Origin of the sequence: Proteus penneri (assembly GCF_003144535.1) — a bacterium.
Classification (GTDB): Bacteria; Pseudomonadota; Gammaproteobacteria; order Enterobacterales; family Enterobacteriaceae; genus Proteus; species Proteus penneri.
This window is the reverse complement of sequence record NZ_PHFJ01000014.1, coordinates 60,698-86,256: the sequence shown is the minus strand read 5'-3', so window position 1 is coordinate 86,256 and position 25,559 is coordinate 60,698. Positions and strand designations below refer to the sequence as shown.

Annotated in this window: 25 protein-coding genes; 16 read left to right on the top strand and 9 right to left on the bottom strand. The window is 34.2% G+C overall.

The window, feature by feature from the left end:
* Window position 1: 1 nt before the first annotated feature.
* Both glgB and CUB63_RS15770 read right to left on the bottom strand, forming a co-directional pair.
* Entirely contained in the window at window positions 2-2,185 is a 2,184-nt protein-coding gene (gene glgB, locus CUB63_RS15775; RefSeq protein WP_006536798.1) for a 1,4-alpha-glucan branching protein GlgB, read from the bottom strand.
* 366 nt (window positions 2,186-2,551) lie between these two features.
* The gene (locus CUB63_RS15770) at window positions 2,552-3,433 is read right to left on the bottom strand and encodes a LysR substrate-binding domain-containing protein (RefSeq protein WP_082147359.1); all 882 of its coding nucleotides are present in this window, start codon (window positions 3,431-3,433) and stop codon (window positions 2,552-2,554) included.
* Between the two features lie 142 nt (window positions 3,434-3,575).
* Here CUB63_RS15770 and CUB63_RS15765 point away from each other — a divergent pair, with 142 nt between their 5' ends.
* Window positions 3,576-4,301: a sulfite exporter TauE/SafE family protein gene (locus CUB63_RS15765; protein WP_167426081.1), complete on the top strand. Its 726-nt coding sequence runs from the start codon at window positions 3,576-3,578 to the stop codon at window positions 4,299-4,301.
* 100 nt (window positions 4,302-4,401) lie between these two features.
* On the opposite strand, the gene CUB63_RS15760 is transcribed toward CUB63_RS15765, so the two are convergent.
* Window positions 4,402-5,169, bottom strand: a complete 768-nt coding sequence (locus CUB63_RS15760) for a GNAT family N-acetyltransferase (RefSeq protein WP_072063942.1) — start codon at window positions 5,167-5,169, stop codon at window positions 4,402-4,404.
* A 689-nt stretch (window positions 5,170-5,858) separates the two neighbouring features.
* Between CUB63_RS15760 and leuE the strand changes: the two genes are divergently transcribed.
* A complete protein-coding gene (gene leuE / locus CUB63_RS15755) occupies window positions 5,859-6,506 on the top strand; it encodes a leucine efflux protein LeuE (RefSeq protein ID WP_072063941.1) in 648 nt (215 codons plus the stop codon).
* A gap of 66 nt (window positions 6,507-6,572) precedes the next feature.
* On the opposite strand, the gene CUB63_RS15750 is transcribed toward leuE, so the two are convergent.
* On the bottom strand, window positions 6,573-7,592 hold the full coding sequence (locus CUB63_RS15750) for a methyltransferase (protein ID WP_232240042.1): 1,020 nt from the start codon (window positions 7,590-7,592) through the stop codon (window positions 6,573-6,575).
* Between the two features lie 238 nt (window positions 7,593-7,830).
* Here CUB63_RS15750 and CUB63_RS15745 point away from each other — a divergent pair, with 238 nt between their 5' ends.
* The 8 genes from CUB63_RS15745 to CUB63_RS15705 all read left to right on the top strand — a co-directional run bounded on the left by CUB63_RS15745 (window position 7,831) and on the right by CUB63_RS15705 (window position 15,307).
* Window positions 7,831-8,439 carry a DNA-3-methyladenine glycosylase family protein gene (locus CUB63_RS15745; protein WP_109848468.1) on the top strand — a complete coding sequence of 203 codons (609 nt, stop codon included), beginning with the start codon at window positions 7,831-7,833 and terminating at the stop codon, window positions 8,437-8,439.
* Between the two features lie 78 nt (window positions 8,440-8,517).
* A complete protein-coding gene (gene ada / locus CUB63_RS15740; protein ID WP_109848467.1) occupies window positions 8,518-9,366 on the top strand; it encodes a bifunctional DNA-binding transcriptional regulator/O6-methylguanine-DNA methyltransferase Ada in 849 nt (282 codons plus the stop codon).
* 61 nt (window positions 9,367-9,427) lie between these two features.
* Window positions 9,428-9,748: a N(4)-acetylcytidine aminohydrolase gene (gene yqfB, locus CUB63_RS15735; RefSeq protein ID WP_006536811.1), complete on the top strand. Its 321-nt coding sequence runs from the start codon at window positions 9,428-9,430 to the stop codon at window positions 9,746-9,748.
* Between the two features lie 302 nt (window positions 9,749-10,050).
* Window positions 10,051-11,151 carry a D-alanine--D-alanine ligase gene (ddlA, locus tag CUB63_RS15730; RefSeq protein WP_006536812.1) on the top strand — a complete coding sequence of 367 codons (1,101 nt, stop codon included), beginning with the start codon at window positions 10,051-10,053 and terminating at the stop codon, window positions 11,149-11,151.
* A gap of 571 nt (window positions 11,152-11,722) precedes the next feature.
* Window positions 11,723-12,100, top strand: a complete 378-nt coding sequence (locus tag CUB63_RS15720) for a lysozyme inhibitor LprI family protein (RefSeq protein WP_229096593.1) — start codon at window positions 11,723-11,725, stop codon at window positions 12,098-12,100.
* 204 nt (window positions 12,101-12,304) lie between these two features.
* Window positions 12,305-12,838, top strand: a complete 534-nt coding sequence (locus CUB63_RS15715; protein WP_109848466.1) for a carbapenem self-resistance protein CarG family protein — start codon at window positions 12,305-12,307, stop codon at window positions 12,836-12,838.
* A 218-nt stretch (window positions 12,839-13,056) separates the two neighbouring features.
* A complete protein-coding gene (locus CUB63_RS15710; protein ID WP_109848465.1) occupies window positions 13,057-13,857 on the top strand; it encodes a MetQ/NlpA family lipoprotein in 801 nt (266 codons plus the stop codon).
* Window positions 13,858-14,023: 166 nt separating this feature from the next.
* A complete protein-coding gene (locus tag CUB63_RS15705) occupies window positions 14,024-15,307 on the top strand; it encodes a cystathionine gamma-synthase family protein (RefSeq protein WP_109848464.1) in 1,284 nt (427 codons plus the stop codon).
* A gap of 65 nt (window positions 15,308-15,372) precedes the next feature.
* On the opposite strand, the gene CUB63_RS15700 is transcribed toward CUB63_RS15705, so the two are convergent.
* Entirely contained in the window at window positions 15,373-15,930 is a 558-nt protein-coding gene (locus CUB63_RS15700; RefSeq protein ID WP_006536819.1) for a GNAT family N-acetyltransferase, read from the bottom strand.
* A gap of 220 nt (window positions 15,931-16,150) precedes the next feature.
* Here CUB63_RS15700 and CUB63_RS15695 point away from each other — a divergent pair, with 220 nt between their 5' ends.
* The gene (locus CUB63_RS15695; RefSeq protein ID WP_109848463.1) at window positions 16,151-16,996 is read left to right on the top strand and encodes a helix-turn-helix domain-containing protein; all 846 of its coding nucleotides are present in this window, start codon (window positions 16,151-16,153) and stop codon (window positions 16,994-16,996) included.
* A gap of 132 nt (window positions 16,997-17,128) precedes the next feature.
* Window positions 17,129-17,665: a metallophosphoesterase gene (locus CUB63_RS15690; RefSeq protein ID WP_072068090.1), complete on the top strand. Its 537-nt coding sequence runs from the start codon at window positions 17,129-17,131 to the stop codon at window positions 17,663-17,665.
* Window positions 17,666-17,828: 163 nt separating this feature from the next.
* Here CUB63_RS15690 and ydeE read toward each other — a convergent pair whose 3' ends face one another.
* Window positions 17,829-19,016 carry an efflux MFS transporter YdeE gene (ydeE, locus tag CUB63_RS15685; protein ID WP_109848462.1) on the bottom strand — a complete coding sequence of 396 codons (1,188 nt, stop codon included), beginning with the start codon at window positions 19,014-19,016 and terminating at the stop codon, window positions 17,829-17,831.
* A gap of 302 nt (window positions 19,017-19,318) precedes the next feature.
* On the opposite strand from ydeE, the gene accA reads away from it, so the two are divergent.
* Together accA and CUB63_RS15675 are read left to right on the top strand one after the other, a co-directional pair.
* On the top strand, window positions 19,319-20,281 hold the full coding sequence (accA, locus tag CUB63_RS15680) for an acetyl-CoA carboxylase carboxyl transferase subunit alpha (RefSeq protein WP_109400427.1): 963 nt from the start codon (window positions 19,319-19,321) through the stop codon (window positions 20,279-20,281).
* A 78-nt stretch (window positions 20,282-20,359) separates the two neighbouring features.
* Entirely contained in the window at window positions 20,360-21,247 is an 888-nt protein-coding gene (locus CUB63_RS15675) for a LysR family transcriptional regulator (protein ID WP_109400624.1), read from the top strand.
* Between the two features lie 3 nt (window positions 21,248-21,250).
* On the opposite strand, the gene CUB63_RS17880 is transcribed toward CUB63_RS15675, so the two are convergent.
* Window positions 21,251-22,027 carry an MFS transporter gene (locus tag CUB63_RS17880; protein ID WP_232240044.1) on the bottom strand — a complete coding sequence of 259 codons (777 nt, stop codon included), beginning with the start codon at window positions 22,025-22,027 and terminating at the stop codon, window positions 21,251-21,253.
* Window positions 22,027-22,755 carry an MFS transporter gene (locus tag CUB63_RS17875; protein ID WP_232240045.1) on the bottom strand — a complete coding sequence of 243 codons (729 nt, stop codon included), beginning with the start codon at window positions 22,753-22,755 and terminating at the stop codon, window positions 22,027-22,029. Before CUB63_RS17875 ends, CUB63_RS17880 begins: the two co-directional genes overlap by 1 nt.
* Before the next feature lie 152 nt (window positions 22,756-22,907).
* Here CUB63_RS17875 and CUB63_RS15665 point away from each other — a divergent pair, with 152 nt between their 5' ends.
* Window positions 22,908-23,504: a TetR/AcrR family transcriptional regulator gene (locus CUB63_RS15665; RefSeq protein WP_006536829.1), complete on the top strand. Its 597-nt coding sequence runs from the start codon at window positions 22,908-22,910 to the stop codon at window positions 23,502-23,504.
* 72 nt (window positions 23,505-23,576) lie between these two features.
* On the opposite strand, the gene CUB63_RS15660 is transcribed toward CUB63_RS15665, so the two are convergent.
* On the bottom strand, window positions 23,577-24,167 hold the full coding sequence (locus CUB63_RS15660; RefSeq protein WP_109848461.1) for a TetR/AcrR family transcriptional regulator: 591 nt from the start codon (window positions 24,165-24,167) through the stop codon (window positions 23,577-23,579).
* A 140-nt stretch (window positions 24,168-24,307) separates the two neighbouring features.
* Between CUB63_RS15660 and CUB63_RS15655 the strand changes: the two genes are divergently transcribed.
* On the top strand, window positions 24,308-25,516 hold the full coding sequence (locus CUB63_RS15655) for an MFS transporter (protein ID WP_109848460.1): 1,209 nt from the start codon (window positions 24,308-24,310) through the stop codon (window positions 25,514-25,516).
* Window positions 25,517-25,559 lie beyond the last annotated feature (43 nt).

Genomic DNA, 25,559 nt, shown 5'->3' with positions numbered 1-25,559 from the left:
ATTAATCCTTCAATCTTAAATACAGTGTCGCAAGCGGAGGCAGCGACAATGACAATGAATAAGGTTTGCCATTAAATTCACTTGCGGTTGTTTCTATTTCACCTAAGTTTCCTACGTTACTGCCGTTATAAAACTCAGAATCACTGTTGAGAATTTCCCGATATGTACCTGCTTTATTTACACCAACAACGTAATTGTGATGCACAACAGGCGTGAAATTACTGATGACAATGACTTCATTGTCTTGTGTATCTTTACGACAAAAAGCAAAAACAGAGTTATCGCGATCATCAACGGTAAGCCACTCAAAGCCTTCGCGCTCAAAATCACATTCATAAAGCGGAGCATTAGCTCGGTAGGAAAGATTCAAATCTCGCACAAAATGTTGAATACCTTGATGCGGACTATTTGGCTCTTCAAGAAGATGCCAATCTAAGCTACTGTCATGGTTCCATTCATGCCATTGTGCAAACTCACACCCCATAAAGAGTAATTTTTTGCCAGGATAAGCCCACATAAAGCCGAGATAGGCACGTAAATTGGCAAATTTTTGCCAATCATCGCCAACCATGCGACCAATCAATGAGCCTTTGCCATACACAAATTCGTCGTGAGAAAGAGGCAAAATAAAGTTTTCGTTATAGGCATAGAGCATGCCAAAGGTCATTTGATTATGGTGGTATTTACGATAAATAGGATCACGTTGCATATAAGCTAACGTGTCATGCATCCAACCCATATTCCATTTGTAATTAAAACCTAAGCCACCAGCATCAGGCGGTAAGGTAACACCTGGGAAATCAGTTGATTCTTCTGCAATTGTGATCGTACCCGGACAAGTTGCACCTAATAACTTGTTGGTATGACGAATAAAATCAATGGCTTCTAAGTTTTCCCGTCCACCGTGTTTATTTGGGATCCATTCACCTTCTTTTCGGCTATAGTCACGATAAAGCATTGAGGCAACAGCATCGAAACGAAAGCCATCTAGCGCAAAGTGTTCATGCCAATACAATAAATTGCCTGAAAGGTAATTCAGTACTTCATTGCGTCCATAGTTATAAATCAACGTATTCCAATCGGGATGAAAACCTTCACGTCTATCTGCATATTCATAGAGTGATGTGCCATCAAAATTACGTAAACCATAATCATCTTCGGGAAAATGACCAGGAACCCAATCTAAAATGACATTAATTTCAGCCTGATGAGCTGCTTCGATAAAATCACGAAAATCCATAGGTGAACCAAAGCGACGAGTTGGTGAATATAACCCTAACGGTTGATATCCCCATGAGCCATCGAAGGGGTGCTCATTAATGGGCAATAGTTCGATATGGGTAAAGCCCATTTCTTTAACGTAGGGAATTAACTGTTCGGCTAGTTCACGATAACTTAACCAACTTTGATCGTCAGTGTGTCGGCGCCATGACCCTAGATGAACTTCATAAATAGAGATAGGTGCATTACGTTGATTCGCCTGCTGACGCGATAATGGCATTGGTTTGATGGGGGGTAATGTATTGATAATTGAGGCAGTTTCAGGGCGTATTTGTGTTTCAAAAGCATAAGGATCTGCTTTTAAACGACGTTCACCATTCGCATCAAGGATAGAATATTTATAGCAATCCCCAAGATGCGCTTGGGGAAGGAAAAGCTCCCACATTCCACTTTCACGACGTAGTCGCATTGGAAAACGTCGTTCATCCCAGAATGAAAAATCGCCTACAACGCTTACGCTTTTTGCGTTGGGTGCCCATACAGCAAAAGTAATACCATCAATATCACCCAATTTGGCAGGGTGAGCGCCTAAACATTGATAAGGGCGGGAGTGATGGCCTTGAGCTAAAAACCAAATATCCATTTCTTGCAATAAAATGCCAAATTGATAGGGATCATCAACAACACCTTGTGCATTTTCCCACGTTATATCTAAACAGTAACTAAAACGACGTTTACGTCGAGGGATCGCGCCACAAAAAAAACCACTGGGGTGTATACGCTCTAGTGTTGCGACTTTTCGTCCATTCTTTCTATCAATAACACTAACTGCAACTGCATCTGGTAAAAAAGCACGAACCTCTAAGCCAACTGATGTTTCATGCATACCAAGAAGTGCAAAAGGATCAGGCTCATATCCATTAATTAGTTTTTCTACTGATTTTTTGGTCACAGCTACAGACATCTTATCGTCCTTCGTTGTCAGCAAATAAATTAATAAAACTTATATTTATATATCAGCATAGAACGTTAATTTAAGTTAAACAATAAGTGTCTATAACCGATTATTTAAAATTAAAATAATTTATATAGGTTAATTTTCTTATTTATTGAATTTACTTAATTGAATTAAAACAATTTTAATGTATTTGGTAGAGAGGGGGTATGAATTATAAAAATAGCACAATTAGCTTTTTCAGATATTCATAAAAAAGAAGTTATCATTAGGTATTTTTAATAAATTGGCTGGTGGATAGTTCTAAAAAGTGTCATTAATAGGATTTAAATCGCCATTTTTATGAAAAAAAATCAATTATTTCATTAATAATGATTAACTTTTTTGTTGGGTGAGCCATTGTTCAAAATCAAGATGTGTTTTGTTTTTTTGTACTCCTAATGGTGTTAAAGCGTAGTAACTTATTGGTGCAATTTGGATATCAGGAAATAATACTTTTAAAGTACCGTTATTTATTTCATTCGATAAAATAGAAACAGGACCAATGCCTAGACCTAATCCTTCAATAATGGCTTGAAGAGAAATATGAAAGTGATCAAAGCGATAGTGACGTAAGAATGAGCGTTGTGTATTAAGGTGGGTCGCCATTAACCATTGCTGCCAATGACCAGGACGAGTAAGCGTATCGATAACAGGACAGTCAAAAACATCTTCAAATTTAGTGACACTGTAACGTCTTAAGAGTTTTTCAGAAGCAATTAAACAATGCTTATCCTCTAAAAAAACAACAGATGAATACTCTTGTTGCTGAGGTTGAGGGCGAATAATCAGATCATCATGACTAATTAAATGAAATCGTTCACTATTTGCAGAGGCAATTTGGATATTTGCATTAGGGTATTGAAGATAAAAATCCTCCATTCGCGGAATAAGCCATTTTAAACAAAGTGTTGTAGGAACACTGATATTTAAAATATCGTTTTTTCCACCATTACCATAACGAAAACCAATATCATTTAATTTATCAAAAACGTCACTTAACTCTTGCGCCAGTGTCAATGCATAAGGAGTGGGGACTCGACGTAAACCTTGTTTATTGAATAAAGTGACACCAAACCATTTTTCTATAACTTGGATATGGCGACTGATCGCTCCATGAGTGACACATAATGTTTGTGCGGCTTCAGTATAACTTTGGCTATGACAAGCGACTAAGAAAGCACGCAATGAAGGCAGTGGAGGAAGATTTCTCATCATAATTTCTCATTATGGTTTATTTATCATAAATAAAGCGACTATCTGATTAAAACTCACAATACCGTGACATTTTATCACAGGTAAAAATAAAGAAGATAGGTATGATACAGCGTCTTTAACTTATTGAACTTTAAGGATGATAATGAGTTTTATCGCAGTTATTTTATTGGCAATCTTGTCTGGCTTAATCAGTGGCGTTGTGGGAACGGGATCTTCTATTTTATTAATACCTGCTTTGACTTATGTATTTGGTGCCAAGGAAGCCGTACCTATCATGGCATTAGCTTCAGTAATGGGAAATTTGTCTCGCATTTACTTATGGCGTCATAGTATCCGTTTTAAGCCACTTTTTTATTATTTATTACTTGGTATTCCTGCGGTTATTTTAGGAGCCAATACATTATGGGTTATGTCTGAAAAATGGCTCAATATCGGGATGGGGCTGTTCTTCATTTTGATGATCCCCGTGCTCCACTTACTACGCAAATATCAAATCCAAATGAAAACCTACCAAGTTATTATGGCTGGTGCTGTTATCGGCTATTTAACGGGAGTGGTGTTTTCCACAGGACCATTAACGATCCCTATATTCTCGGCATATGGTCTAACATTAGGACCATTACTTGCGACTGAAGCTGCTGCCTCATTTGTTATCTATCTCACCAAAGCCCTGACATTTAGCCAACTTGGTGCAGTTAATAGCTTTATCTTAATTAGCGGGGTATTAGTAGGTTGTGGCTTAACAGTAGGAAATTATCTTGGCAAGAAACTGGTATTAAAACTAACACCAAGACTTTTTCAATGGTTATTGGATGCCATGTTGATCTTTGCAGGTAGTTCACTGTTTATTAATGGAATTATCAATTAGTTAAATTTTTATATTGTTAAGTAAGATGTGTAGTATTTTATAAGTAAATTTGTGCATTAAAAAAGAAGGCTCAATAGAGTGATTGAACCTTCTTATGAAATTATTTGTTAATAAAGCTTAAATAGTTAAAGAGTGGTTTAAAACCAAATTTACGATAGAGTGCCAAACCATCTGCTGATGCATCTAAAAAGCAGCGTTCTACACCTTGCTCACGACAAAACTCTAACACATGCTTAATCAAATGAGTTGCATAACCATTGCCTTGATAAGCAATATCGGTTCCAATATCGTCAAATCGCGCTAATTTATCATGTAATGTTAGCGTTAATGACGATACAGGTTGACCTTCAACTAATAAAGCATAATGGAAAATAGTGGCACCATTATCTAATGCTTTCTGGTGATAGCGAATATATTCATTAACAATCGTATCATCACTATCATCTCCCACTGGAAACGCTGTTTTTAATGGGCGCGCCCACTGCTCAAGATTGTGATTGGTTAAAATAATATCGCAAGGATTATTACTATAAGACGGGAATATTGCTTCCGATAATGTTAAATACATTGCTGTTGTCATACCATCACCAGTATAACCTGCATTTTTTATTATTCCTTCAAATTCAGGTAATAATGCCTCTGGTAATACCAAAATATGGTCTTTTTTCTGTGAAGTAAAAAGGATGCTGGCTTGCTGAAATGAGCTTTCTGTTGCGCCTTGGCGTAGATAAATAAAGTTAAAAATGGCAGCATCCATAGGTGTCATAAAGCAATGAGTATGATCACCAATACGAATATTATTTTCACAAATTTCTGACCAAAAAGCTTTTTCTACTATTTTAAATTCTTTATACAGTTGTGCATCCATAATGGTTCTCTAGCTGAGTCGTGATACGCGATATGGCGTTAATAAAGGTTCCGCTTTTTGTAAATGCGTGTTGTTCAACGCATTTGTAAAATAAAGGTGACAATGTCACGATAGCGTGCATAGTAACAATATATCCCCTCAGATAAGGAGATATTTCTCCAATAATTAGCATTTGATCTTTAGGCATAGACCTTTCACTAACTGTTTTATTGTTAGTTTACCTGTTTGCATAAAATTATCATAAAAAATCGTTTATACATGGCATACAATACGTTCAGGGTGATGTTTATCACTATTATCAATGTAATAGGTGAGATTGTTTGGGTTTTAAAAGTAGTAAATAGGTTCAAGATCACAAAAAGAATAATAAACTATAACAAAAAACAAACAATAGAATATTACATCCAAAGATAACCAAAAATACAGATTATAATTCTATGTATTAGTTTTTAGGTGATTATTAAATCTGTATAAAATTTAATTTCAGTATCATACTATAACGCATGTTTAAACTGGTTTTTAACTCTAAAAAATAAAATAAAGAAAGAGGTATAAACTGCTTTTTATATCAAAATGTGGAGTAATTAACTTATCTTTATTAATTATGAAGATTATTGTTTTACAAAAATATTATTATGGATATGATGGCTCACATATTCAGCATGTTATTTTTTTGACAAAGGCGTCGTATGTTAGAAAGTATCGGTATTTCAAATATTTGGACATACCTTTTAGGCGTTATTTTTATTACCTTAGTACCAGGTCCAAACTCGATTTTCGTTCTTACTTCCAGTGCGAAGCATGGCGTAAAAGGGGGGTATAAAGCCGCTCTTGGTGTTTTTACGGGTGATGCATTATTAATCTTTTTGGCATTTTTGGGGGTTGCTTCATTAGTCAAGACTTCACCCGTTTTCTTTATTATTATTAAGTATGCAGGTGCTCTTTACTTAACCTATTTAGGATTAAAAACGTTATATACAACGTTTCAAAAGAAAAATGAGACACCAGAGCAAGTTACTGAAGTTACAGTAAAAGCAAAAGATGGTCTTTATGTTAAGGCGTTATTTTTGAGCATGCTTAACCCAAAAATGATCATTTTTTATGTTTCTTTCTTTATTCAGTTTATCGATCCTAAGTATGAAAATGCAGGTATACCATTCTTTGTATTAGGTGTTATTTTAGAAATATGCAGTATGCTTTATTTATCAGTCCTTATTTTTGGCGGTGTTGCAATTACCAATAAAGTAAAACATAACAAACGGTTAGCTTCATTATCAAATAGTTGTATTGGTGCCGTATTCTTACTTTTTGGTGCAAAACTGGCATTAACTGCATAATTTTATTTAAAAAGCCACTTCCTAAAGTGGCTTTTTTTAATACAAACAAATGACCATCTCAATAGATTATTTAATAACAACCTCTAATATTGAGTTATATGTTTCTGTCTTTATCACATTATTTATTTTTAAATCTGCTTTATCCAATAAAGCTATAAATTCATCTTCTGTACGCTCACCTGATTCTGGGAATGCACTCATGCAAAGAACATCCATATACTTAGCAACATCAGGTATATTCTTCTTAAAAATAACAGGTTCAATAATAAGCACTTTTGAATCTTTCTTCATAGCTTTACGGAAGTTTTTAAATATTTTAATAACACTGTCATTATCCCAATCATGGATAATATATTTAATTAAATAGATATCAGATTCAGGATAATCTCCAAATAGATCACCAGGTATTAATTTCCATCGACTATCATCACCTAATTCAACTAATTTCGTTCTTTCTAACACATGCTGGCGATCAAACAACTGTCCTTTTAACGTCGGATTATTCTTTAAGACTTCTAATAATAATCCACCTAATCCTCCAGCAATGTCTGTCACTGTTTTATTCTCTGGAAAATTATAATGCTTAATAATAAAATAATTTTCTATTTTTGATAGTGAGCTCATACCCGCTTGAAAATCATGATCTTTTCTTACATTATCTTGCCAATATTGATAAAAAGACATGCCATATAGATTTTCAAAAGCGGGATTACCTTGAACAGACTCAATGACATCACCTACTGGGCGCCATAACGTTTCATTTGTTAACATTAGCACGGCATCACGTAAGCTATATTTATGATCGCTTAATAAAAACTGTCCTGCTGGAGCAAGAGAATAGCGAGAGCCTTCCGATTCATAAAATATACTTTCAGATGCTAACATTCTTAATATTCTATTTAGAACATAGGGAATTGAATTCGTTTTTTTTGCAAGTTCATTTATATCTTTAGGTCCTTCTTTTAATAAATCAGCAATTTTTAATTTAGCTGCAACTCTTAAAGCGGCAGGAATAGTAAAGCACATAGATTTTTTCATTAATTCTAATGCTGCTGACTTATTATTTAAATCTAAACTATTACTCATGATATTAATCTCCATTATATAATACATATTGGTTTATAAAAATAAGTATTTAGAATGAAGTATAGAATGTTTTTTTAAATTAGATAAATTTATAAATATTTAATTTCATTGTTTTTAATTGTGATTTTTCTATAATTATTATTAATGACATGAAAATAAAAAAAGCAAGAAATGGAGTGCATAATACCTTATTTTTCAAGTTATACTGTCATCTAGTATATTTTAATATGAGATAGTTATGTATTTTCAGTATGGCGAGAAAGAGATAAATACTTTAAAAAATCGTGATAAGCGTTTAGCCGCGCTTATTGAAAGAATAGGGGATATTAAACGGCCTCTTACTCCTGATTTATTTACAGCATTAATTAAAAACATTATTGAACAACAAATTTCAGTTTCTGCTGCCGAAACCGTTAATCTACGATTACTCAAATTATGTGAGGGAATTTACACACCAGAACGTATTGCAAAATTATCAGAACAAGAGATACAGCAGTGTGGAATGACTATGCGCAAAGCCGGTTATATTATCGGTATTGCGGACGCAGTTATTTCAGAAAAACTAAATCTAAATAAAATTCCTGATATGACAGATAAAGAAGTTATCGATACTTTAATTCAATTAAAAGGTATTGGGGTTTGGACTGCAGAAATGCTATTAATCTCTTCGCTTAATCGACCAGATATTTTAAGTTGGGGAGATTTAGCTATTCAACGTGGAATTATGCGTCTTTATCGTCATAAAACATTAGATAAAGTACGCTTTGCACGCTATCGAAAACGCTATTCACCCTATGGTTCTACGGCATCGCTTTATCTATGGGCATTATCTAAAGAACCAGAGTAATTGAGCAATAAACGGAGTTCTTTATTCATTATATTTTGTTACTAATAGCTATAATTCTGCATTTAAAGGACTACCATAATGGAAAATAAACATAATCAACTTATTGAGCAAGCCTGCCGTTTTATTGAAAAAAATAACGGTGACGTGTCGCTAACCAGTATAGCAGAGCATGTGATGGCAAGCCCATATCATTTCCATCGCTTATTTAAATCAACGATGGGGATCACTCCAAAAGATTATGCTAATGCTTATCGTCAAAAATTAATAAAAAAGGCGTTAGTTCAAGATGGCAGTATTACAGATGCGATTTATCAATCTGGCTTCAATGCTAATAGTCGTTTCTATGAAAATGCAAAAGCAATATTAGGTATGACACCAACGAATTGGCGTACAGGGGGCAAGAATATTGCTATCTTTTTTGCTATCGCGCAGTGTTCTTTAGGAAGTATTCTTGTGGCGCAAAGTGAAAAGGGGATTTGTGCCATTATGTTAGGTGATGATGCGGCGTTGCTATTAGACGATTTACAAAAACAATTCCCTCTGGCTGAATTAATTGGTGCGAATGAAGAATTTGAGCAAGTCATTGCACAAGTTATCGGCTTTATTGAGTTACCCAAACAACCCTTATCTTTACCTCTTGATATCCAAGGTACTGTATTTCAACAGAAAGTTTGGCGGGCATTATTAGATATTCCTTTTGGAAGCACGATGACTTACCAGGAAATTGCCGATAAAATTGGGGCGCCTAAGGCATATCGTGCTGTCGCTAATGCCTGTGCGGCTAATAAGTTAGCAGTTGCTATTCCGTGTCATCGTGTTATTCGACAAAATGGTGAATTATCAGGTTATCGTTGGGGAATTGAGCGCAAAGCTAAGTTGCTTCAGACAGAGGCGTTGAATAACCCTAATTTTGGCAAAAAAGAATAATAAGTCATTATTGCATGATAAGATAATCAGCAGATTATCAATAATTTTATGAGTCAATATTATGTCGGCAATACCAACAGAAATTACTTTTTTCGAGCGTTTAATTCCTTCTATTCTTGAAGAAAAAAAAGTGATTACTATCCGAGATGAGAGTGAAAGTAATTACAAGCCAGGAAGCATTGTTGAATTATTTGCTAATGAACATCGTACTTATTATGGAAAATTGAAAATCATAACGGTATCACCTTTACGTTATGACGAAATCAATGAGTATCACGCGCAACAGGAAGGCATGACACTCCCAGTATTGAAAGCGCTTATTAAAGATATTTATCCGACGACACAATCTTTATATCTTATTGAATATCAGCTAATAAAATAAGAACAAAGAAAGGATCGCATCGTGATCCTTTTTGCTTAAGCAAAATCTTCTTAAATTATCTTAAGTGTAATTTTCATTTCGGTTGGTTTACATCAGCCATGGTGTTTACCTTACACCAATAGAATTGATCTTGTTATTGCATCACTATATCTTGAAATAGTGACGTTTTAACACTCTAAATCATAGAATTTCATCATTTTATCGTAATTTTTCTCAGATAAGAACTATCTACCTACATTGGGGGTTTTTATCATGATATATTGCTACCTATTCGCTATAGCTGTCCTATAAAAGGTTAGAAAATGAGTAAATTAAGAGTCGCTATTATTTTTGGTGGTAAATCCACAGAACATCAAGTTTCATTACAGTCAGCAAAAAATATTATTAATGAATTAGATCGAACGAAATTCGACCTTTGCTTAATCGGTATTAATGAACAAGGTCAGTGGCATGAATATTCAGAAACTGATTATTTACTAAATAGCGATAATCCTAAAACTATTTCATTAAGTAAACCTTTAAGGGCAGTTGCTATTATTCCAGGTAGTGTAAAAAAACAATTTATTTCACTTGAAGATGGTCAGGCATTACCTCAAATCGACGTGGTATTCCCAATTGTCCATGGTGCATACGGTGAAGATGGGACACTCCAAGGCTTATTACACATGATTGATATGCCTTATGTGGGGCCTAATATCATGAGTTCAGCAGCTTGTATGGATAAAGATATTACTAAACGTCTACTTGATGGTGCAGGATTAGCGGTTGCACCATTTATTACCATTATGGCACATCAAATTAATGATATTCATTACAATGAAATGGTGCGTCAATTAGGACTTCCTTTATTTATTAAACCTGCGAACCTAGGCTCTTCAGTAGGAATTAGCAAAGTTAATAATGAAGAAGAATTCAACGCTGCATTAGAAATGGCTTTTGAATACGATCTTAAAGTAATTGTTGAAAGTGCTATTGTAGGTCGTGAAATAGAGTGTGCTGTTTTGGGTAATGAAGATCCAGAGGTTAGTCCTTGTGGTGAAATCGTATTAAACGATGCTTTCTATGCCTATAACACAAAATATATTGATGAAGATGGTGCTAAAGTTGTTGTTCCTGCAGTAATGGATGAAAACACAAGTTTGCATATTCGCCAAGTTGCCTTAAAAGCATACCGTGTTCTTAATTGCTTAGGTATGGCTCGTGTAGATGTGTTCTTAACACAAGATAATCGTGTTGTGATTAATGAAATAAACACACTGCCTGGTTTTACTAATATCAGCATGTATCCTAAATTATGGCAGAGTGCAGGTTTAGGCTATCAATCATTAATTACTAAATTAATTGAGTTAGCACTAGACCACCATAGAAAAACGGCTGTTTTAAAAACGAAGTGTGAACTTTAATTGATGTATAAAAAGTGGGTGCTTGATAAAAATTACATATCTCAATCAATTTAGTATTAACTGTTGCTGGTATTCAGATAACCTGTAATTTTTATCATCGCGTATTAGCAGGCTTTAACGTTATTACGTTTAAAGAAGTACGCAAAGCACTCACTTTTGGCTCTCAAAAAATAAATATTCATCAAGTAGGGATAGAGCATCAAGGGAATAACTATCTCGTCCTTGATAGTTCTGATTAGATAAAATCAATGTTCCAGATAATGTGCCTATTTTAGAAGAAAAGCTAATTGGTGTTATTGTTGATGTATTCAATTCAAAATCAGAATGCTGACTACGAATCATGATAATCAAACATTTTGCTTAATTTTTTTTGCAAACGATATTTATTTCTAAAAAACATAAATATTTAAAAGTATTAACATGGTTATTCAGCGTTAATACTTATTATCCAATAATAGAGTTATTTTTCCTTGTCTTTACTTAATTGCCATATAAAAACTTTGTTAAAATGATAAAGAACTTATTTTTTATTTTCTAAAACTATGTTTTTAATCAAAAAATGGACGGTGCGATGAAAAAACTTATCCTATTCGGTACAATATCTGGCGGTATACTATTTTGGTCTATACATTTACAAGCAGATAATTTTGATTGTCGAAATGCTGCGACTCAAACTGAAATTAACCAATGTGTATATCAAGATTTTCAGCAGAAAGATGAAGAGCTTAACCATATTTATCAGCAATATTATGCTAAGTTAGAAGGTGTTCGAAAAGATCAACTTAAACAAGCTCAGTTGGTTTGGATTAATTTTAGAGATCTCTCTTGCCAATATGAAGCTGATTATTATCAAGGTGGTAGTTTAGCACCAATGGTGTATAGCAGTTGTTTAAAAGATAAAACAACAGAAAGAATTAGTGATCTTAAAAATTACATTGCTCTATATTAACTGGAAACATTAAACCTAAAAAAACATATATTAAAAATATCTTCTTTTTATAATGGTTAAATAAATATAGTGATCGTCATAAAAATATTTTATAAATGGTGAAAATGTAAATTCTGTATTATTTTGAAACATAAAAAATCTTGACTAATCATTATCACAAAGTAGTCTGATGCGCAAGTAACAAGCAAAAAAGAACAGAATATAATGAATAAGATATTAAAACTTGGGCTAGGATTACTTTTTTTATCGCTACCATTTGCTTCAGTATCATCAGATATTAAACTCGAATATGGCGTAAATCTTATCGATTTTAATGGTGATGGTATTCCTGATGTTGTTGTTAAATCTAGACGATCATTTGATGATTCAACATCTGTTGATATGACAACTGTTTATATCAAAGGAAGTGATCAAAAGGTTTATATTGTTCCGTCTATCTATGCTAACGCTTTGAGTCTTTTTAACAATAAGATTAAAGGTACAAATATCACCATCTCTGATTTCAAATTTATTGAGAAAAAAACACACATTATATTGTTAAGTGCTGAAAAGATAGGAAACAATCTACAAAAACCCACTCCAGTTCGCTTTTCAAGCCATTCTATTTCAGAAAATAAAAAAAGTGATGAAACTCAGTTTAAATGGCAATTTAATACTTATTGTGTAACTGAATCAGCCTATCTCAGCGTAGAAGATGCATATTCTGATAATTGTATAAACAAAATCATTAATGAATAAATTTACAAATTAAATTGCAAACACATCATATTATGATGTGTTATTTTTTTATTTTATAAAACAATGTATTGTAAAAATATAAGCAATATTCTTTTCTTTATATGCATTTGGGACTTGTATCATTTCTTATTCCTTGTTATTAATCTATTGTTAGGATGATTCTTAATCAAAATAATTTTTATGGCACTGTTTTATCAAAGTTTGTTTTAGAGGGAGATATGAAGGAAATTATTACAGGTTTACTTCTAGCCTCAATATCATTATTTACTGTATCTTGTACACAAGAAGATACGCATAAAGTAAAAGTGGCAATTAATACAGGGCCTGATCAAGTGATTTGGGATGAAGTTATTCGTTTAGCGAAATTAACAGAAGGGTTAGACGTTGAAGTTGTCGCTTTTAATGACTATGTACTTCCTAATAAGGCATTAAATAATAAAGAAGTTGATGCGAATGCATTCCAATCCATTCCTTACCTTCAAACACAAATGAAAGAAAATGGTTATAAATTTCATATCGCGGGTAAAACCTATATTTTTCCTTTAGCTGCATACTCTAAAAAAATTAGCGATATAAATGAGTTACAATTAGGATCTCTTGTTGCTATCTCAAATGAAGCTAGTATGAGAGGCCGAGCACTTCTATTATTAGCAGAAAACCATCTTATTACTCTCAATGAGGGCGTAGGTTTCACCCCAACAGTAGACGACATTATCTATAACCCCAAAGAAATTAAGTTTATTGAAGTCGATACGCCACAGCTCACTGAAGCACTAAATGATCCAGCAGTCACAATAGCCATTATTAATAATAATTTTTCGTCTCAAATTGGGTTAATTGCAACTCGAGATGGATTAATTCTAGAAAATAAAAACTCACCTTATGCCAATGTTATCGTGACCCGTGAAGATAACAAAGATGATGAAAATATAAAGAAGTTGATTTCAGTGCTTCACTCACGACAAATCGAGTTGAAGTTTAAAGAAATGTATAAAGGTGATGCACTAAGAGCATGGTAACGTCTTAACTTAAAGATAGAGAGAATTCTTTTTATCTTTAAGTTTTTATTCCTAATTTCGCTATTTTTATATAACTGCTAGTTTTTATACTTTATAAAACATTCTAACAACATGAATTTTTTTCAGTATGATAACTCATCCTCCATTCCACAGAAGAAATAAAAAAATGGCTGACTCTCAACTAAAAAAACAATATATCGGTGAACATAAGCTATCACCTGAAACACTTATGATGAGTTATGGCTATGATCCATTACTTTCTGAAGGTTCAGTAAAACCACCTGTGTTTTTAACATCGACCTTTATTTTTAAAAGTGCAGAAGAAGGCAAAGCTTTCTTTGATACAGTGAGCGGAAGAAAGCCTTTACCAGAAGGTGAAAAAGCAGGTTTAGTTTATTCTCGTTTTAATCAACCTAATAGTGAAATTGTTGAAGACAGATTGGCTGTTTATGAAAATACGCAATCTTGTGTATTATTTTCATCAGGAATGTCTGCAATTACCACAACATTAATGGCATTAACGCAACCTGGTGATGTTATTTTACACTCACAGCCACTTTATGGCGGAACTGAGACATTAATTGCCAAAACACTGGCTAAATTTGGTATTCAAGCAACGGCATTTACTGACGGATTAAATCTTTCACTTATTCAAAAACAAGCAGAGAAAGCCAGTCAAAAAGGGCGTGTATCTGTTATTTTTGCAGAAACGCCTGCAAACCCAACTAACTCATTAGTAGATATTGAAGCATTAAAAAACGTTGCTGATCAATTAGAAAAAACGCAAGGTTATCGTCCTATTATTGTTTGTGATAACACACTACTTGGTCCTCTATATCAGCATCCGATAGAACAAGGTGCTGATATCTCAGTCTATTCTTTAACTAAATATGTCGGTGGGCACTCAGATTTAGTTGCAGGTGCTGCAATGGGCTCTCGTGAGACTATTAATCAAATCAGATTATTAAGAGGAGCCATCGGGACTCAACTGGATCCGCATTCTTGCTGGATGTTAGGTCGTTCATTAGAAACGTTACAAATTAGAATGGAAAAGGCCAATCAGAATGCATTATTAGTTGCAGAGTTTCTGCGTGATCATGAAAAAGTAAAAGCTATTCACTATTTGCCTTTTGCAGATAAAAACTCGGTTGAAGGTCACGTATTTGCAAAACAATGTACAGGTGCGGGTTCAACATTCTCATTTGATATTGTGGGTGGAGAGAGTGAAGCTTTCCGTTTTCTTAATGCTATGAAAATTTTTAAACTTGCAGTTAGTCTGGGAGGAACAGAGTCTTTAGCCTGCCATCCTGGCTCAACAACTCATTCTGGCGTACCGATAGCATTACGTCATAATATTGGTATTCAAGACACTACCATTCGTTTATCTATTGGTATTGAAAATCCTCAAGATTTAATTGCTGATTTATCCCAAGCATTAGCAAGTGCTTAATTAAATTGCCGTATTAATATTAAAAAACACCAGATAATATGAATTTCACAATCTGGTGTTTTGTTTTAATCGGTCTGTTCTTGGATTTCAATCCATTCATCTTTAGTTAAGCGACAAATATTTTCAACTTTCACTTCATCTAAAAACTCCATGTACTGTTCTTCAATAACGTGATGGAATTTAAATCCACATTTTTCTTGTGTTTTTTGTGATTTCTCATTATCAGCAAAATAGCCACACCATAAATTATCTAATTCCAATGTTTCAAAACTATGCCGACTGATTTCTTTTACGGCTTCTGGTATTAAACCTTTGCCCCAAAAAGGAACACCAATCCAATAAGAAACTTCAGCATCATTATCCCCAATCAGGAAATTACTCTCATTTGCAAAAGATAGTCCAACCAAGCCAATGGCAAGATCGTCATCAATTAACGTAACAGCATAAACTTCATCACGCATAAATATAGTGCGAATAATTTCGGCACTTTCTTCAACACTTTTATGTATTGGCCAACCTGCAATTGGCCCAACTCGTTCATCTTTTGCATATTGATACAAACTTGACGCATCAGAAAGTTTCCATGGGCGTAATGTAAGTCTTTCCGTTTTTAATGTTTTCATTTAATAAGCTCTCTTAATTTTTAAATATTTTGCAGTTTATCTTGCGTCTTTAAGATGTGTTTATTCTAAAGAAAACGACTAAAAAACGAATGTCATAAAAAAGGTAAAATCGGTACTTTTGACAACTAAATAGAAGGAAATACTTGTTATTAAGTTCAATATCATCAAATATAAAAACAGCAAATGAGCTAGGTAAGAATTAAAAGAGGTTAATTGATTTATGTTGAGTCAAGTTTTGTCACAACTTAATGCATCATCGCAACATGTCATAATGGGTGAAAGTAATATGACGAATGAAATAAGTTGTCCTCTACCACTATCTTATATTGTGGTCATGATTTGTTTAGAAGGAAGGGCTATAATCAATATTGGTTTTCAAGAACAGGCGATCAAAGCGAATGACATTCTTATTTTAGGTAATGACATGATGGCGGTTTTGCGTCAAAAATCAGCAAACTTCCGCTTATTTTACTGTTTTCTGGATAAATCTTTTGCCTCAGAAATTGCTTACTCTCTTTCTAATACTTTATTTGCTTTTCTCCATGAAAATCCCATTTGCTCCCCCCAAAAAGAACAAAAAGAAGCCTTAAATAGATGGGTAGAACAACTAAAATATATAGATAATCATTATTCTGAACATCGAAAGTTGATGTTAAAAAACCATCTACAAAATCTCTTTTTTGCAATCACAGAATCAATACCAATATATTTCTCTATCGCTAAAAAAGAATTTAGTCGCAAAGAAAAACTTTGTTGGCAATTTTGGGAATTAATTGGAAAACATTGTTTAAAGCATAGAGAAGTTGCTTTTTATGCAAATTGTCTTAATATTACGCCGTTTTATTTATCACAAATAACAAAACAATTTTTTAATGATTCACCTAAGACGTTGATTAATCGTCAAGTTATTCTTGAAATAAAAGCATTATTAATGCACACTTCACTTTCAGTAAATGAGATATCAATAAAACTTCATTTTGATGATCCTTCTTATTTATGCCGATATTTCAAAAGAGAGACGGGGCATTCTTTATCTGGTTACCGTAAACAACATCAACGACAATAAAACAGATGATATTGTACTTATTGTTCTATTTCTAGCGAAAGGAGGTAATTATGTTGAAAAAATATCACTATACAGACCGATGGAAAATACTTTCTTAAGGTTAAGATTTTTATTGATTATTAAGAACTTACTATGATTTACTTTACTTCTGATACACATTTTTGCCATTCAAATATCCTCAATCTTTGTGATCGTCCTTTCAATAGTGTAAGCCATATGAATGATACATTAATCCATAATTGGAACGCTTATGTATCTGATCATGACGAAATCTATATTTTAGGTGATTTTCTCTATCGAGGAACAGGGCAAGATGCCAACCGAATTTTACGTCGGTTAAATGGTAAAAAGTACCTTATCCGTGGAAATCATGACAAATTTCTCGATGATCCGGAATTTGACGCATCAGTATTCGAATGGGTGAAAGACTACTTTGAATTGGATTATAAAAAACGAAAAATTGTGATGTTTCATTATCCTATATTAGAATGGGGTGGTTTTTTCCGTGATGCTATTCATTTATATGGTCATGTGCACAATTCACAAAAAGATCCAACTCAACGTAAACGTTTAGATGTTTTAGGAAAAAATGCAATTAATGTCGGTGTTGATGTGAATGACTTTTTCCCTATTAGCATTGAAACTATTCTAAAAAGAACATCAAAATAATTTGAGTATGTTGTGTTTTTATTTAATTAAGGTAATAGCATTAACTCACCGTATAACTCAACTTTGAAAAGAAAAAATAGAGACTAATAACTCATCAAATTTCTATCTAAAACCCATAAAAAAGACACCAAGATGTCTTTTTAGTACGCTAAATTGATTAAAACTAAAGAGCAATTGTTCTTTCTTTATGGACATTCATACCTTGGATCATACAAAACCAAGCTAATGCAGATACTACCATTAAAATAGCGAATAAAGAGGCTGGCGGAAATGCAGTTAAAATAAAGCCACTAGCAAGCGGATTAAGTGCTGCACCTAACCAACCGAGTGATTGTGCAGAAAAATAACTAGCTTTCATCCCTAATGGTGCAATGTTATCAATCATCATATACTCACCAGGTGCATAAATTAATTCACCGAAGGTAAATACAGCGATAGCTAACGCCCAAAAGATTAAATTGTTGCCTGCAAACATAAACCCAAGTAAACCCATCATAAAAAATAGCGTACCAAGCGTCATTAATTTACGAAGTCTTTCGGCTGTAACATGCTTACCTACAATATATTGTAGCGAGACAACAATGGCAGCGTTTACTGGTAATACAACCGCAATGACAGATTCTGCTAATTTTGCATCGTAAACCACTAAAATATATTGCGAAATACACGAAGCAAAAGAGCCAAATGTTAATGTACCGAAAAAAGTAGAGAGCACAAACCAACTTAATGCTCTGTCTTTTAGCATTATTTTTGGATCCCATTTCACACTATTTTCTTCACCAACATTTATTGTTTTAGAACGTTGAACAAATAACTGGATCATAAAAAGTGGAACACTGGCAGAAATAGCTGCAAGCCAAAACGGTAATTGTGTTCCATACATTAATAATAAAGTGCCAATAGGTGGGCCAACCGTCCACCCCATATTAATAAAGGTATAGTTTAGAGAAAATATTTTAGGTTTTGCTGAAACTGACAACGTTTCAGAAAAATAGGCCTTTAACACGGTTGAGAATACTAAATAAGAGCAGTTAATCATCGAGAAAAAAATAACGACTAAAACAGTACTATGAACAATAGGTATTGCCGCAAATCCAAAGATAAACGTTATAATAGAGAGGAGCATATAACGTTTTTTCTCAAATTTATCAGCAAGCATCCCAAAGCCAAGGCTGAAAAAAATACCAGTTGTTAATGCAATAGACATGGCAATACCAATATCATCAACAGGTAATTGATACTCCCGCGATAAATAGATTGCCATAAATGGTAATGTCGCACCTCTTCCTATTGTAAGAAGAAGTGATGAAAATAACAGTGCAGTTGTTGATCGTGTTTTTTTTGAGAACATATTATCTTTATTCTAATTATTTGTATTTTATGGGATGTTTTATAAATTTTGCGATTTTTTACGGGTGAAAAATGAATAAATTCGCACTGTATATTAATACATGACTTAATAATTTCTGTATAGCCTAAAGTTAGAGAAAAAGCTCTTTTTGATCTTGTCTTTTTTCTTGCTAATCTTGTAGTAAGGTTTAATTATCCCATTTTTGATAATAGTGTTTATCAAATTCCTCTCTATCAACACACTGATCTTTTTTCTAAACTGCCAATTATTGTTTTATTTACCGCATTAAATCCGAGGTAGTTATGTCTTTTATTCATCTTGAATTTGAAAAACCCATTGTTGAATTAGACGAAAAAATAGATGCATTGCTCACTTTTAAGCAATCTCAAGATGAACCAACAGGTATTAATTTAGATGAAGAAATCGCACGTTTAAGGCAAAAAAGCCTTTCGCTGACCAAATCTATTTTTACTGATTTAGGTGCTTGGGAAATTGTGCAACTCGCTCGTCATCCCATGCGCCCATACACACTTGACTATATTAAAGCGATTTTTACTGATTTTCAGGAATTAGCGGGTGATAGGGCTTATGCCGATGATAAAGCGATTGTTGCGGGTTTAGCGCGTTTGGACAAAAAGGCAGTTATGGTGATTGGACAACAAAAAGGGCGTGATACAAAAGAAAAAATTCTTCGCAATTTTGGTATGCCATCACCAGAAGGTTATAGGAAAGCACTTCGTTTAATGAAAATGGCTGAACGTTTTCATCTACCCGTTATTATTTTTATTGATTCTGCGGGAGCTTATCCTGGTGTTGGTGCTGAAGAACGAGGGCAAGCAGAAGCTATCGCTCGTAATATTCTTGAAATGTCACGATTAAAAACACCTATTATTTGCACTATTACTGGTGAAGGATTCTCTGGCGGCGCGCTAGCCATTGGTGTTGGTGATAAAGTTAATATGTTGCAATACAGCACTTATGCAGCAATCTCACCAGAAGGCTGTGCTTCTATTTTATGGAAAAGTTCTGATAAAGCGCCAATAGCGGCAGAAACCATGGGAATGACTGCACCTAAATTACAATCATTAGGCATTATCGACGCTGTTATTCCTGAGCCATTAGGTGGAGCTCATCGTGATCATCAACAAGCTGCTGAATTTCTTAAACAACAATTATTAACCGACTTAACCTTATTAAAAAGCTATTCAACCGAGGAACTTTTAGATAAACGTTATCAAAAACTCATGTCTCATGGCTACTGTTAATTATTAACGAGATAAAAGAAAATGAATGATACACTGCCTATATTAAGCAATAGAAAGACAGTAGGCAGTGAATTATTTATGCAAATCGATCTTAATTTATTACGTATTTTTTCTGCCGTAGCAGAGCAAGGACAATTTGCCGCGGCTGCTCGATTATTATCTATGCCTACCTCAAATATCAGTCGCGCAATTAAACAGCTTGAACAGCAACTCAATTGTAAACTTATTGATAGAACAACGCGAAAGATGCGCCTTACTGAACAAGGTAAATTACTCTATCAGCAAGGAAAGAAAACCTTAACTGAATTAGACAATGTTGTTAGCAATATTACCAGTGATGGACCATTAACGGGCACTTTCCGTTTAACTATTCCAAGTGAATATGGTAGTGAACTACTGGCTGATATTTTGGCTGATTTTGCTGCACTTCATCCTAATTTACTTATTCAATGTGATACCCAATTAATGCCAAGAAATATCATCGATGATGATATGGATTTACTATTAACTTTTCATCGCGGAAATCTAGCAGATAGCAGTTACCATTCGCGGTTAATTAAATCGTGGCGCAGTATTGTTGTTGCATCTAATGAGTTATTAGAAAAAACAGGCGTTCCAACTCATATTGAACAATTAAGTCAAATGCCTTGTATTTCTAGTTTAAGCGCACTAGAAGGGCAGCCTTGGATATTTATTGATGAACATAAAAAACCAATAAAAGTTACTATTAATAGCCATTATCGAGTAAATAGCGCCATATTGGCAAGAGCTGCGGTATTAAAAGGATTAGGGTTTGCTATTTTAGCTGAGCATTGTTGCTTTGATGCAATTAAAGCAGGGGATTTGCGAGCTATTGAATTTCCTCAACAGCCCGCCAGTATCAATTTAATCGCAATATATGCAAGTCGTAGTGCGCTTTCTCGTAATATTGGATCTTTTCTTGAGTTTCTCACTCAACGTTTATAAATGTTAATCTGTGATTTGTTGAGTAAGTGCCTTATGTTTTGCTTTAACCGGAAAGAGCACAATAAATAAAGTCACAAAACATGAGATCCCCGCGGTTGCAATTGCATAAGCAAACCCAGAATTAAATGCCTCTGGTAGTAAAGTGGTGAATCCTTTGTCTAAATTGCTCGTAGCATTTTCAGTTACCAGGCTGACAATATCGATATAGTTTACAGATATTCCCAATGTCTGACTTTGCATAACCATATAATGGATTGCTTGTTGCACCATTAATGTACCGAGTAAAGCAATCCCCATTGTCATTCCTGTTTGTCTTAATGCATTCATGGTTGCAGACGCCATACCAGAGCGAGATGGTGAAACACTTTTCATCACTAAAGCACCAATTGCAGGTGTTGACAAGCCCATTCCAGCACCTAATACAAATAGGTAACTTCCAGTTATTCCATAGTGGCTATTTGTTGCCAATGTTGCTAATAAGCAAGAAGAAATAGCAATAAACAAGAAACCACAGATCATGAGTTTTCTGACTGAAAAATATGCAGATAAACGTCCAAAAGACATAGAAAACAGTGCCATCGCAATAAATTCAGGTGCCATTCTCCAGCCAGTTTCTAATGCACTCCAGCCTTGTGCTTTTTGCAGAAAAAAGGCAATAAAAAAGACATTACTATAAGTGGCAAAGCCCAAAGTGAAAGAAGAAAGGTTATATTGAAAAAATGCACGATCTTTAAATAAAGTAAGTGGTAATAAAGGGCGTTTAACGCGTTTTTCTATCATTAAAAAAAGGACAAGGAATATAATATGCCCACAATCAATGTCGATAAAGTTCGATAATGCGACCAACCAACCGATCCGGCTTCAATTAAACCATAAGTTATCAAGCCTAATCCTAACATACTGGTTAATTGACCAAAGGGATCGAGTGCAACATTTTCAGGATCGGCACTTTCACTTAATCCATACCAACCCAGTAATACAGTAATTATGCCTATAGGAATATTAATAAGGAATATACTTGCCCAACCATTAGTATGAACTAAAACACCACCTAAAATAGGACCAATGATGAGTGATAATGCACTAACAGAAGACCATATTCCTATGATGCGAACCCGTTCAATATCAATAGGAAAAGCATGAGTGATTAAAGACAGTGCACCCGGAATAAGTGCAGCAGCAGCAATACCTTGAATAATACGTCCAAGAATTAATATTTCATGTTGCTGTGCAATTGCACAAATTACTGAGCCTAATGTGAAGATAATCACACCCCATAACCACACTTTTTTTCGTCCAAAGCGGTCACTTAAAGGGCCTGATGACAAAATACAGGCAGATAAACAGAGCGCATAAGCATCGACAATCCACTGTAAGGTTGCCATATCAGCATGGATATCATTTTGAATAGTGGGTAATGCTACATTCACAATACTAATATCAAGTGTTGCCATAAAAGTACCTAAACAAATGGCACAGATAAGTGACAGTCGTTTCAAATAAGTCATAAGATTTATTGCCTTAATGATGAATAATAATGGCATAATAATACTCGACTGACCGTCGGTCAATACCTATTGATAATGAGTTTCATTTGTTATCATTGTGAATCACTTTAATATAAAGTACTCTTTACAAGCGGCTTTGAGGGAGATAAGCAATGTTATTAGAAGAACAAACCACAGATAAACCAAGAACAAAACCCGCCGAGGTTCGTTTAGAAGAGTTAATGAATGCGGCAGAAACGTTATTTCTTGATAAAGGTTTTGATGTCACAACCGTTAGCGATATCGTAAAAAAAGCAGGGGTAGCCAAAGGAACGTATTACCACTATTTTTCTGCCAAAACAGACGTTCTTGATGCACTCAGAACACGTTATATGGATTGGTATTTAAATAAAATAGATAACGCAATGGACGCCTGCTCACAACAAGATCATCGTGAAAAATTAAAACAATGGTGTGAAATTAGCGTTATTGCTTATGTTGAGAAACAAGCATTACACGATATGCTTTTTCATCAAGTATTTCATCAAAGCAGTAATATTCATGAAAATAGGGCATTGCAACAAATACAAACATTGTTAATTGCGGGAACTGAGAATAAAACGTGGCACGTCACACAGCCTGAATTAACCAGTACATTAATTTATCATGGTATGCATGCAGCTGTTGATAATTTAGACTATAGCAAAGAATATACCGCAAAAACATTAGGTAATATGTTATATCAGCAATTTACTCAATTGCTAAAATAAATGAAATCTTATCGTGACAGTGTCACGACATAAGGTTTTGATAAGAGAAAAGGGTAAAATTACCCTTTTTATTTATTCTGTCGAATTACGTAGACTGTTTAATAAACTATCTAATGTTGATTTAGCCTGCTCTAGTTGAGTTTTACCATCAAGACTATTCGCTATCCATAAAGCAGTCGCTTCTAAACTACCATAAATAAATAGAGCCAACATTTTTGAGTCGGTTTTGATAATTATTTTATTTTCGATAAGTTTATCAATCATATTGCTCATTGATATTACACAATGAGTGGGGAGTTCCATCAATTTATCACTTAATACGGCACGTGAATCTCGCATAATAATACGTTGAATTTCAGGCTCTAAAGCCATTTCTAAATAGGTATGACAACGCATTGAGAATGCCAACCAAGGATCATCAATAATATCGGAAATAGCCTGCAAACGCACATCCATCTCTGCATCTATTTGTGCAACAACAGCAGATAACAATCCTTTTTTATCACCAAAATGGTGATATAACGCCCCCCGAGTTAATCCTGCTTGCGCCGTTAAGTCATCCATTGATGCTTCTGCATAACCTTGTTCACAAAAGACTTTTCTCGCTGTTTGTAGCAATAATAGTCGTGTTTCTTCCATTTCGGCACGCGTACGTCTAGCCATTTCATCTCCTTTTTCAAATATACATACGTATTGTTTGTATATTTACATTCAGTTCGTATGTATATATGATTTATACATACGCAATGTATGTATTATCTTTAACCCTCGTCAAAATGGCAAGGGCAAACTTAAGGAAAACGATGATAAGCACTTATCGAACACTGTTTAGCTATAAAGGCACTCTATCTTTCACCTTAGCGGGAATGGTTGCAAGATTACCATTACCAATGATGGGGATTGGTATCATAATGATGATTTCACAACTTACAGGGAGTTATGCATTAGCGGGAACAATCTCTGCTAGTTTTGTATTTACTTACGCAATTCTATCACCCCAAATATCACGTTTAGTTGATAATTATGGGCAATATAGAATTTTACCTTTATTCACATCAATTAGTGTGATTGGGATCGTGGGGATGCTATTAGCCACATGGTTACAGTGGCATATTAGTTTATTATTTATTTTTGCAGTACTGATTGGTTTTATGCCGTGTATTTCTGCCATGATCAGAGCGAGATGGACTGCAATTTATAAAGAAGATAGTCGTTTACAAACAGCTTATTCATTAGAAAGTGTGTTTGATGAAGTGACATTTATTATTGGTCCACCCATTTCAGTCACATTAAGTGTCGCTTTTTTTCCTCAAGCAGGGTTATTACTAGCCGCTTTTTTTCTTATTATTGGTGTGTTATTACTCGTTTTACAACGTGATACAGAGCCGGCAATAATATCAATATCGTCTGAATCAACATCTCATAAAACACACTCTGTGATCCGTTTTTCTCTTGTCAAAATCTTAACTGTTATTATGATTTTTATGGGCGTTATTGTAGGTACTATTGATATTTTTAGTGTGGCTTTTGCCAATGCCCAAAAAATACCCGCAGGAGCCAGTTTTGTATTAGCAGCCTATGCGGTTGGCTCTTGTTTTGCAGGCTTATTTTTTGGCACGTTAAAATTATCAACACCTTTACACCATTTATTATGCTTAGGTGGCATCGCAACTTTCCTTACTATTTTGCCTCTTATTTTCGTCGGCTCTATTTATAGCTTAAGTTTTGTCGTATTAATTTCGGGGATCTTCTTTGCTCCTATGATAATCGTGACTATGTCACTTATTGAGAAAAATGTACCAGAAAATCAGCTAACTGAAGGAATGACATGGTTACTTGCAGGGTTAAATGTAGGTACAGCAATTGGTGCAACATTAACAGGGCAACGGATTGATTATTCCGGTGTTCAATCTGGTATATGGGTTGCAATTGGAGCAAGTGCTTTAGTGATGTTAATTGCATTTTTAGGTTTTCAACGCATTAATCATAAAAACAGTAAAAGTTATGTGTGATTAATAACGCACAAAGCCTAAGATATCAGCAAAAATTAATGAC

What these genes read in the sequence shown, in the direction of transcription:
- glgB (WP_006536798.1), bottom strand. Translation starts at nt 2,185, where the DNA reads ATGTCTGTAGCTGTGACCAAAAAATCAGTAGAAAAACTAATTAATGGA.
- CUB63_RS15770 (WP_082147359.1), bottom strand. Translation starts at nt 3,433, where the DNA reads ATGATGAGAAATCTTCCTCCACTGCCTTCATTGCGTGCTTTCTTAGTC.
- CUB63_RS15765 (WP_167426081.1), top strand. Translation starts at nt 3,576, where the DNA reads ATGAGTTTTATCGCAGTTATTTTATTGGCAATCTTGTCTGGCTTAATC.
- CUB63_RS15760 (WP_072063942.1), bottom strand. Translation starts at nt 5,169, where the DNA reads ATGGATGCACAACTGTATAAAGAATTTAAAATAGTAGAAAAAGCTTTT.
- leuE (WP_072063941.1), top strand. Translation starts at nt 5,859, where the DNA reads ATGTTAGAAAGTATCGGTATTTCAAATATTTGGACATACCTTTTAGGC.
- CUB63_RS15750 (WP_232240042.1), bottom strand. Translation starts at nt 7,592, where the DNA reads ATGAGTAATAGTTTAGATTTAAATAATAAGTCAGCAGCATTAGAATTA.
- CUB63_RS15745 (WP_109848468.1), top strand. Translation starts at nt 7,831, where the DNA reads ATGTATTTTCAGTATGGCGAGAAAGAGATAAATACTTTAAAAAATCGT.
- ada (WP_109848467.1), top strand. Translation starts at nt 8,518, where the DNA reads ATGGAAAATAAACATAATCAACTTATTGAGCAAGCCTGCCGTTTTATT.
- yqfB (WP_006536811.1), top strand. Translation starts at nt 9,428, where the DNA reads ATGTCGGCAATACCAACAGAAATTACTTTTTTCGAGCGTTTAATTCCT.
- ddlA (WP_006536812.1), top strand. Translation starts at nt 10,051, where the DNA reads ATGAGTAAATTAAGAGTCGCTATTATTTTTGGTGGTAAATCCACAGAA.
- CUB63_RS15720 (WP_229096593.1), top strand. Translation starts at nt 11,723, where the DNA reads ATGAAAAAACTTATCCTATTCGGTACAATATCTGGCGGTATACTATTT.
- CUB63_RS15715 (WP_109848466.1), top strand. Translation starts at nt 12,305, where the DNA reads ATGAATAAGATATTAAAACTTGGGCTAGGATTACTTTTTTTATCGCTA.
- CUB63_RS15710 (WP_109848465.1), top strand. Translation starts at nt 13,057, where the DNA reads ATGAAGGAAATTATTACAGGTTTACTTCTAGCCTCAATATCATTATTT.
- CUB63_RS15705 (WP_109848464.1), top strand. Translation starts at nt 14,024, where the DNA reads ATGGCTGACTCTCAACTAAAAAAACAATATATCGGTGAACATAAGCTA.
- CUB63_RS15700 (WP_006536819.1), bottom strand. Translation starts at nt 15,930, where the DNA reads ATGAAAACATTAAAAACGGAAAGACTTACATTACGCCCATGGAAACTT.
- CUB63_RS15695 (WP_109848463.1), top strand. Translation starts at nt 16,151, where the DNA reads ATGTTGAGTCAAGTTTTGTCACAACTTAATGCATCATCGCAACATGTC.
- CUB63_RS15690 (WP_072068090.1), top strand. Translation starts at nt 17,129, where the DNA reads ATGATTTACTTTACTTCTGATACACATTTTTGCCATTCAAATATCCTC.
- ydeE (WP_109848462.1), bottom strand. Translation starts at nt 19,016, where the DNA reads ATGTTCTCAAAAAAAACACGATCAACAACTGCACTGTTATTTTCATCA.
- accA (WP_109400427.1), top strand. Translation starts at nt 19,319, where the DNA reads ATGTCTTTTATTCATCTTGAATTTGAAAAACCCATTGTTGAATTAGAC.
- CUB63_RS15675 (WP_109400624.1), top strand. Translation starts at nt 20,360, where the DNA reads ATGCAAATCGATCTTAATTTATTACGTATTTTTTCTGCCGTAGCAGAG.
- CUB63_RS17880 (WP_232240044.1), bottom strand. Translation starts at nt 22,027, where the DNA reads ATGATAGAAAAACGCGTTAAACGCCCTTTATTACCACTTACTTTATTT.
- CUB63_RS17875 (WP_232240045.1), bottom strand. Translation starts at nt 22,755, where the DNA reads ATGACTTATTTGAAACGACTGTCACTTATCTGTGCCATTTGTTTAGGT.
- CUB63_RS15665 (WP_006536829.1), top strand. Translation starts at nt 22,908, where the DNA reads ATGTTATTAGAAGAACAAACCACAGATAAACCAAGAACAAAACCCGCC.
- CUB63_RS15660 (WP_109848461.1), bottom strand. Translation starts at nt 24,167, where the DNA reads ATGGCTAGACGTACGCGTGCCGAAATGGAAGAAACACGACTATTATTG.
- CUB63_RS15655 (WP_109848460.1), top strand. Translation starts at nt 24,308, where the DNA reads ATGATAAGCACTTATCGAACACTGTTTAGCTATAAAGGCACTCTATCT.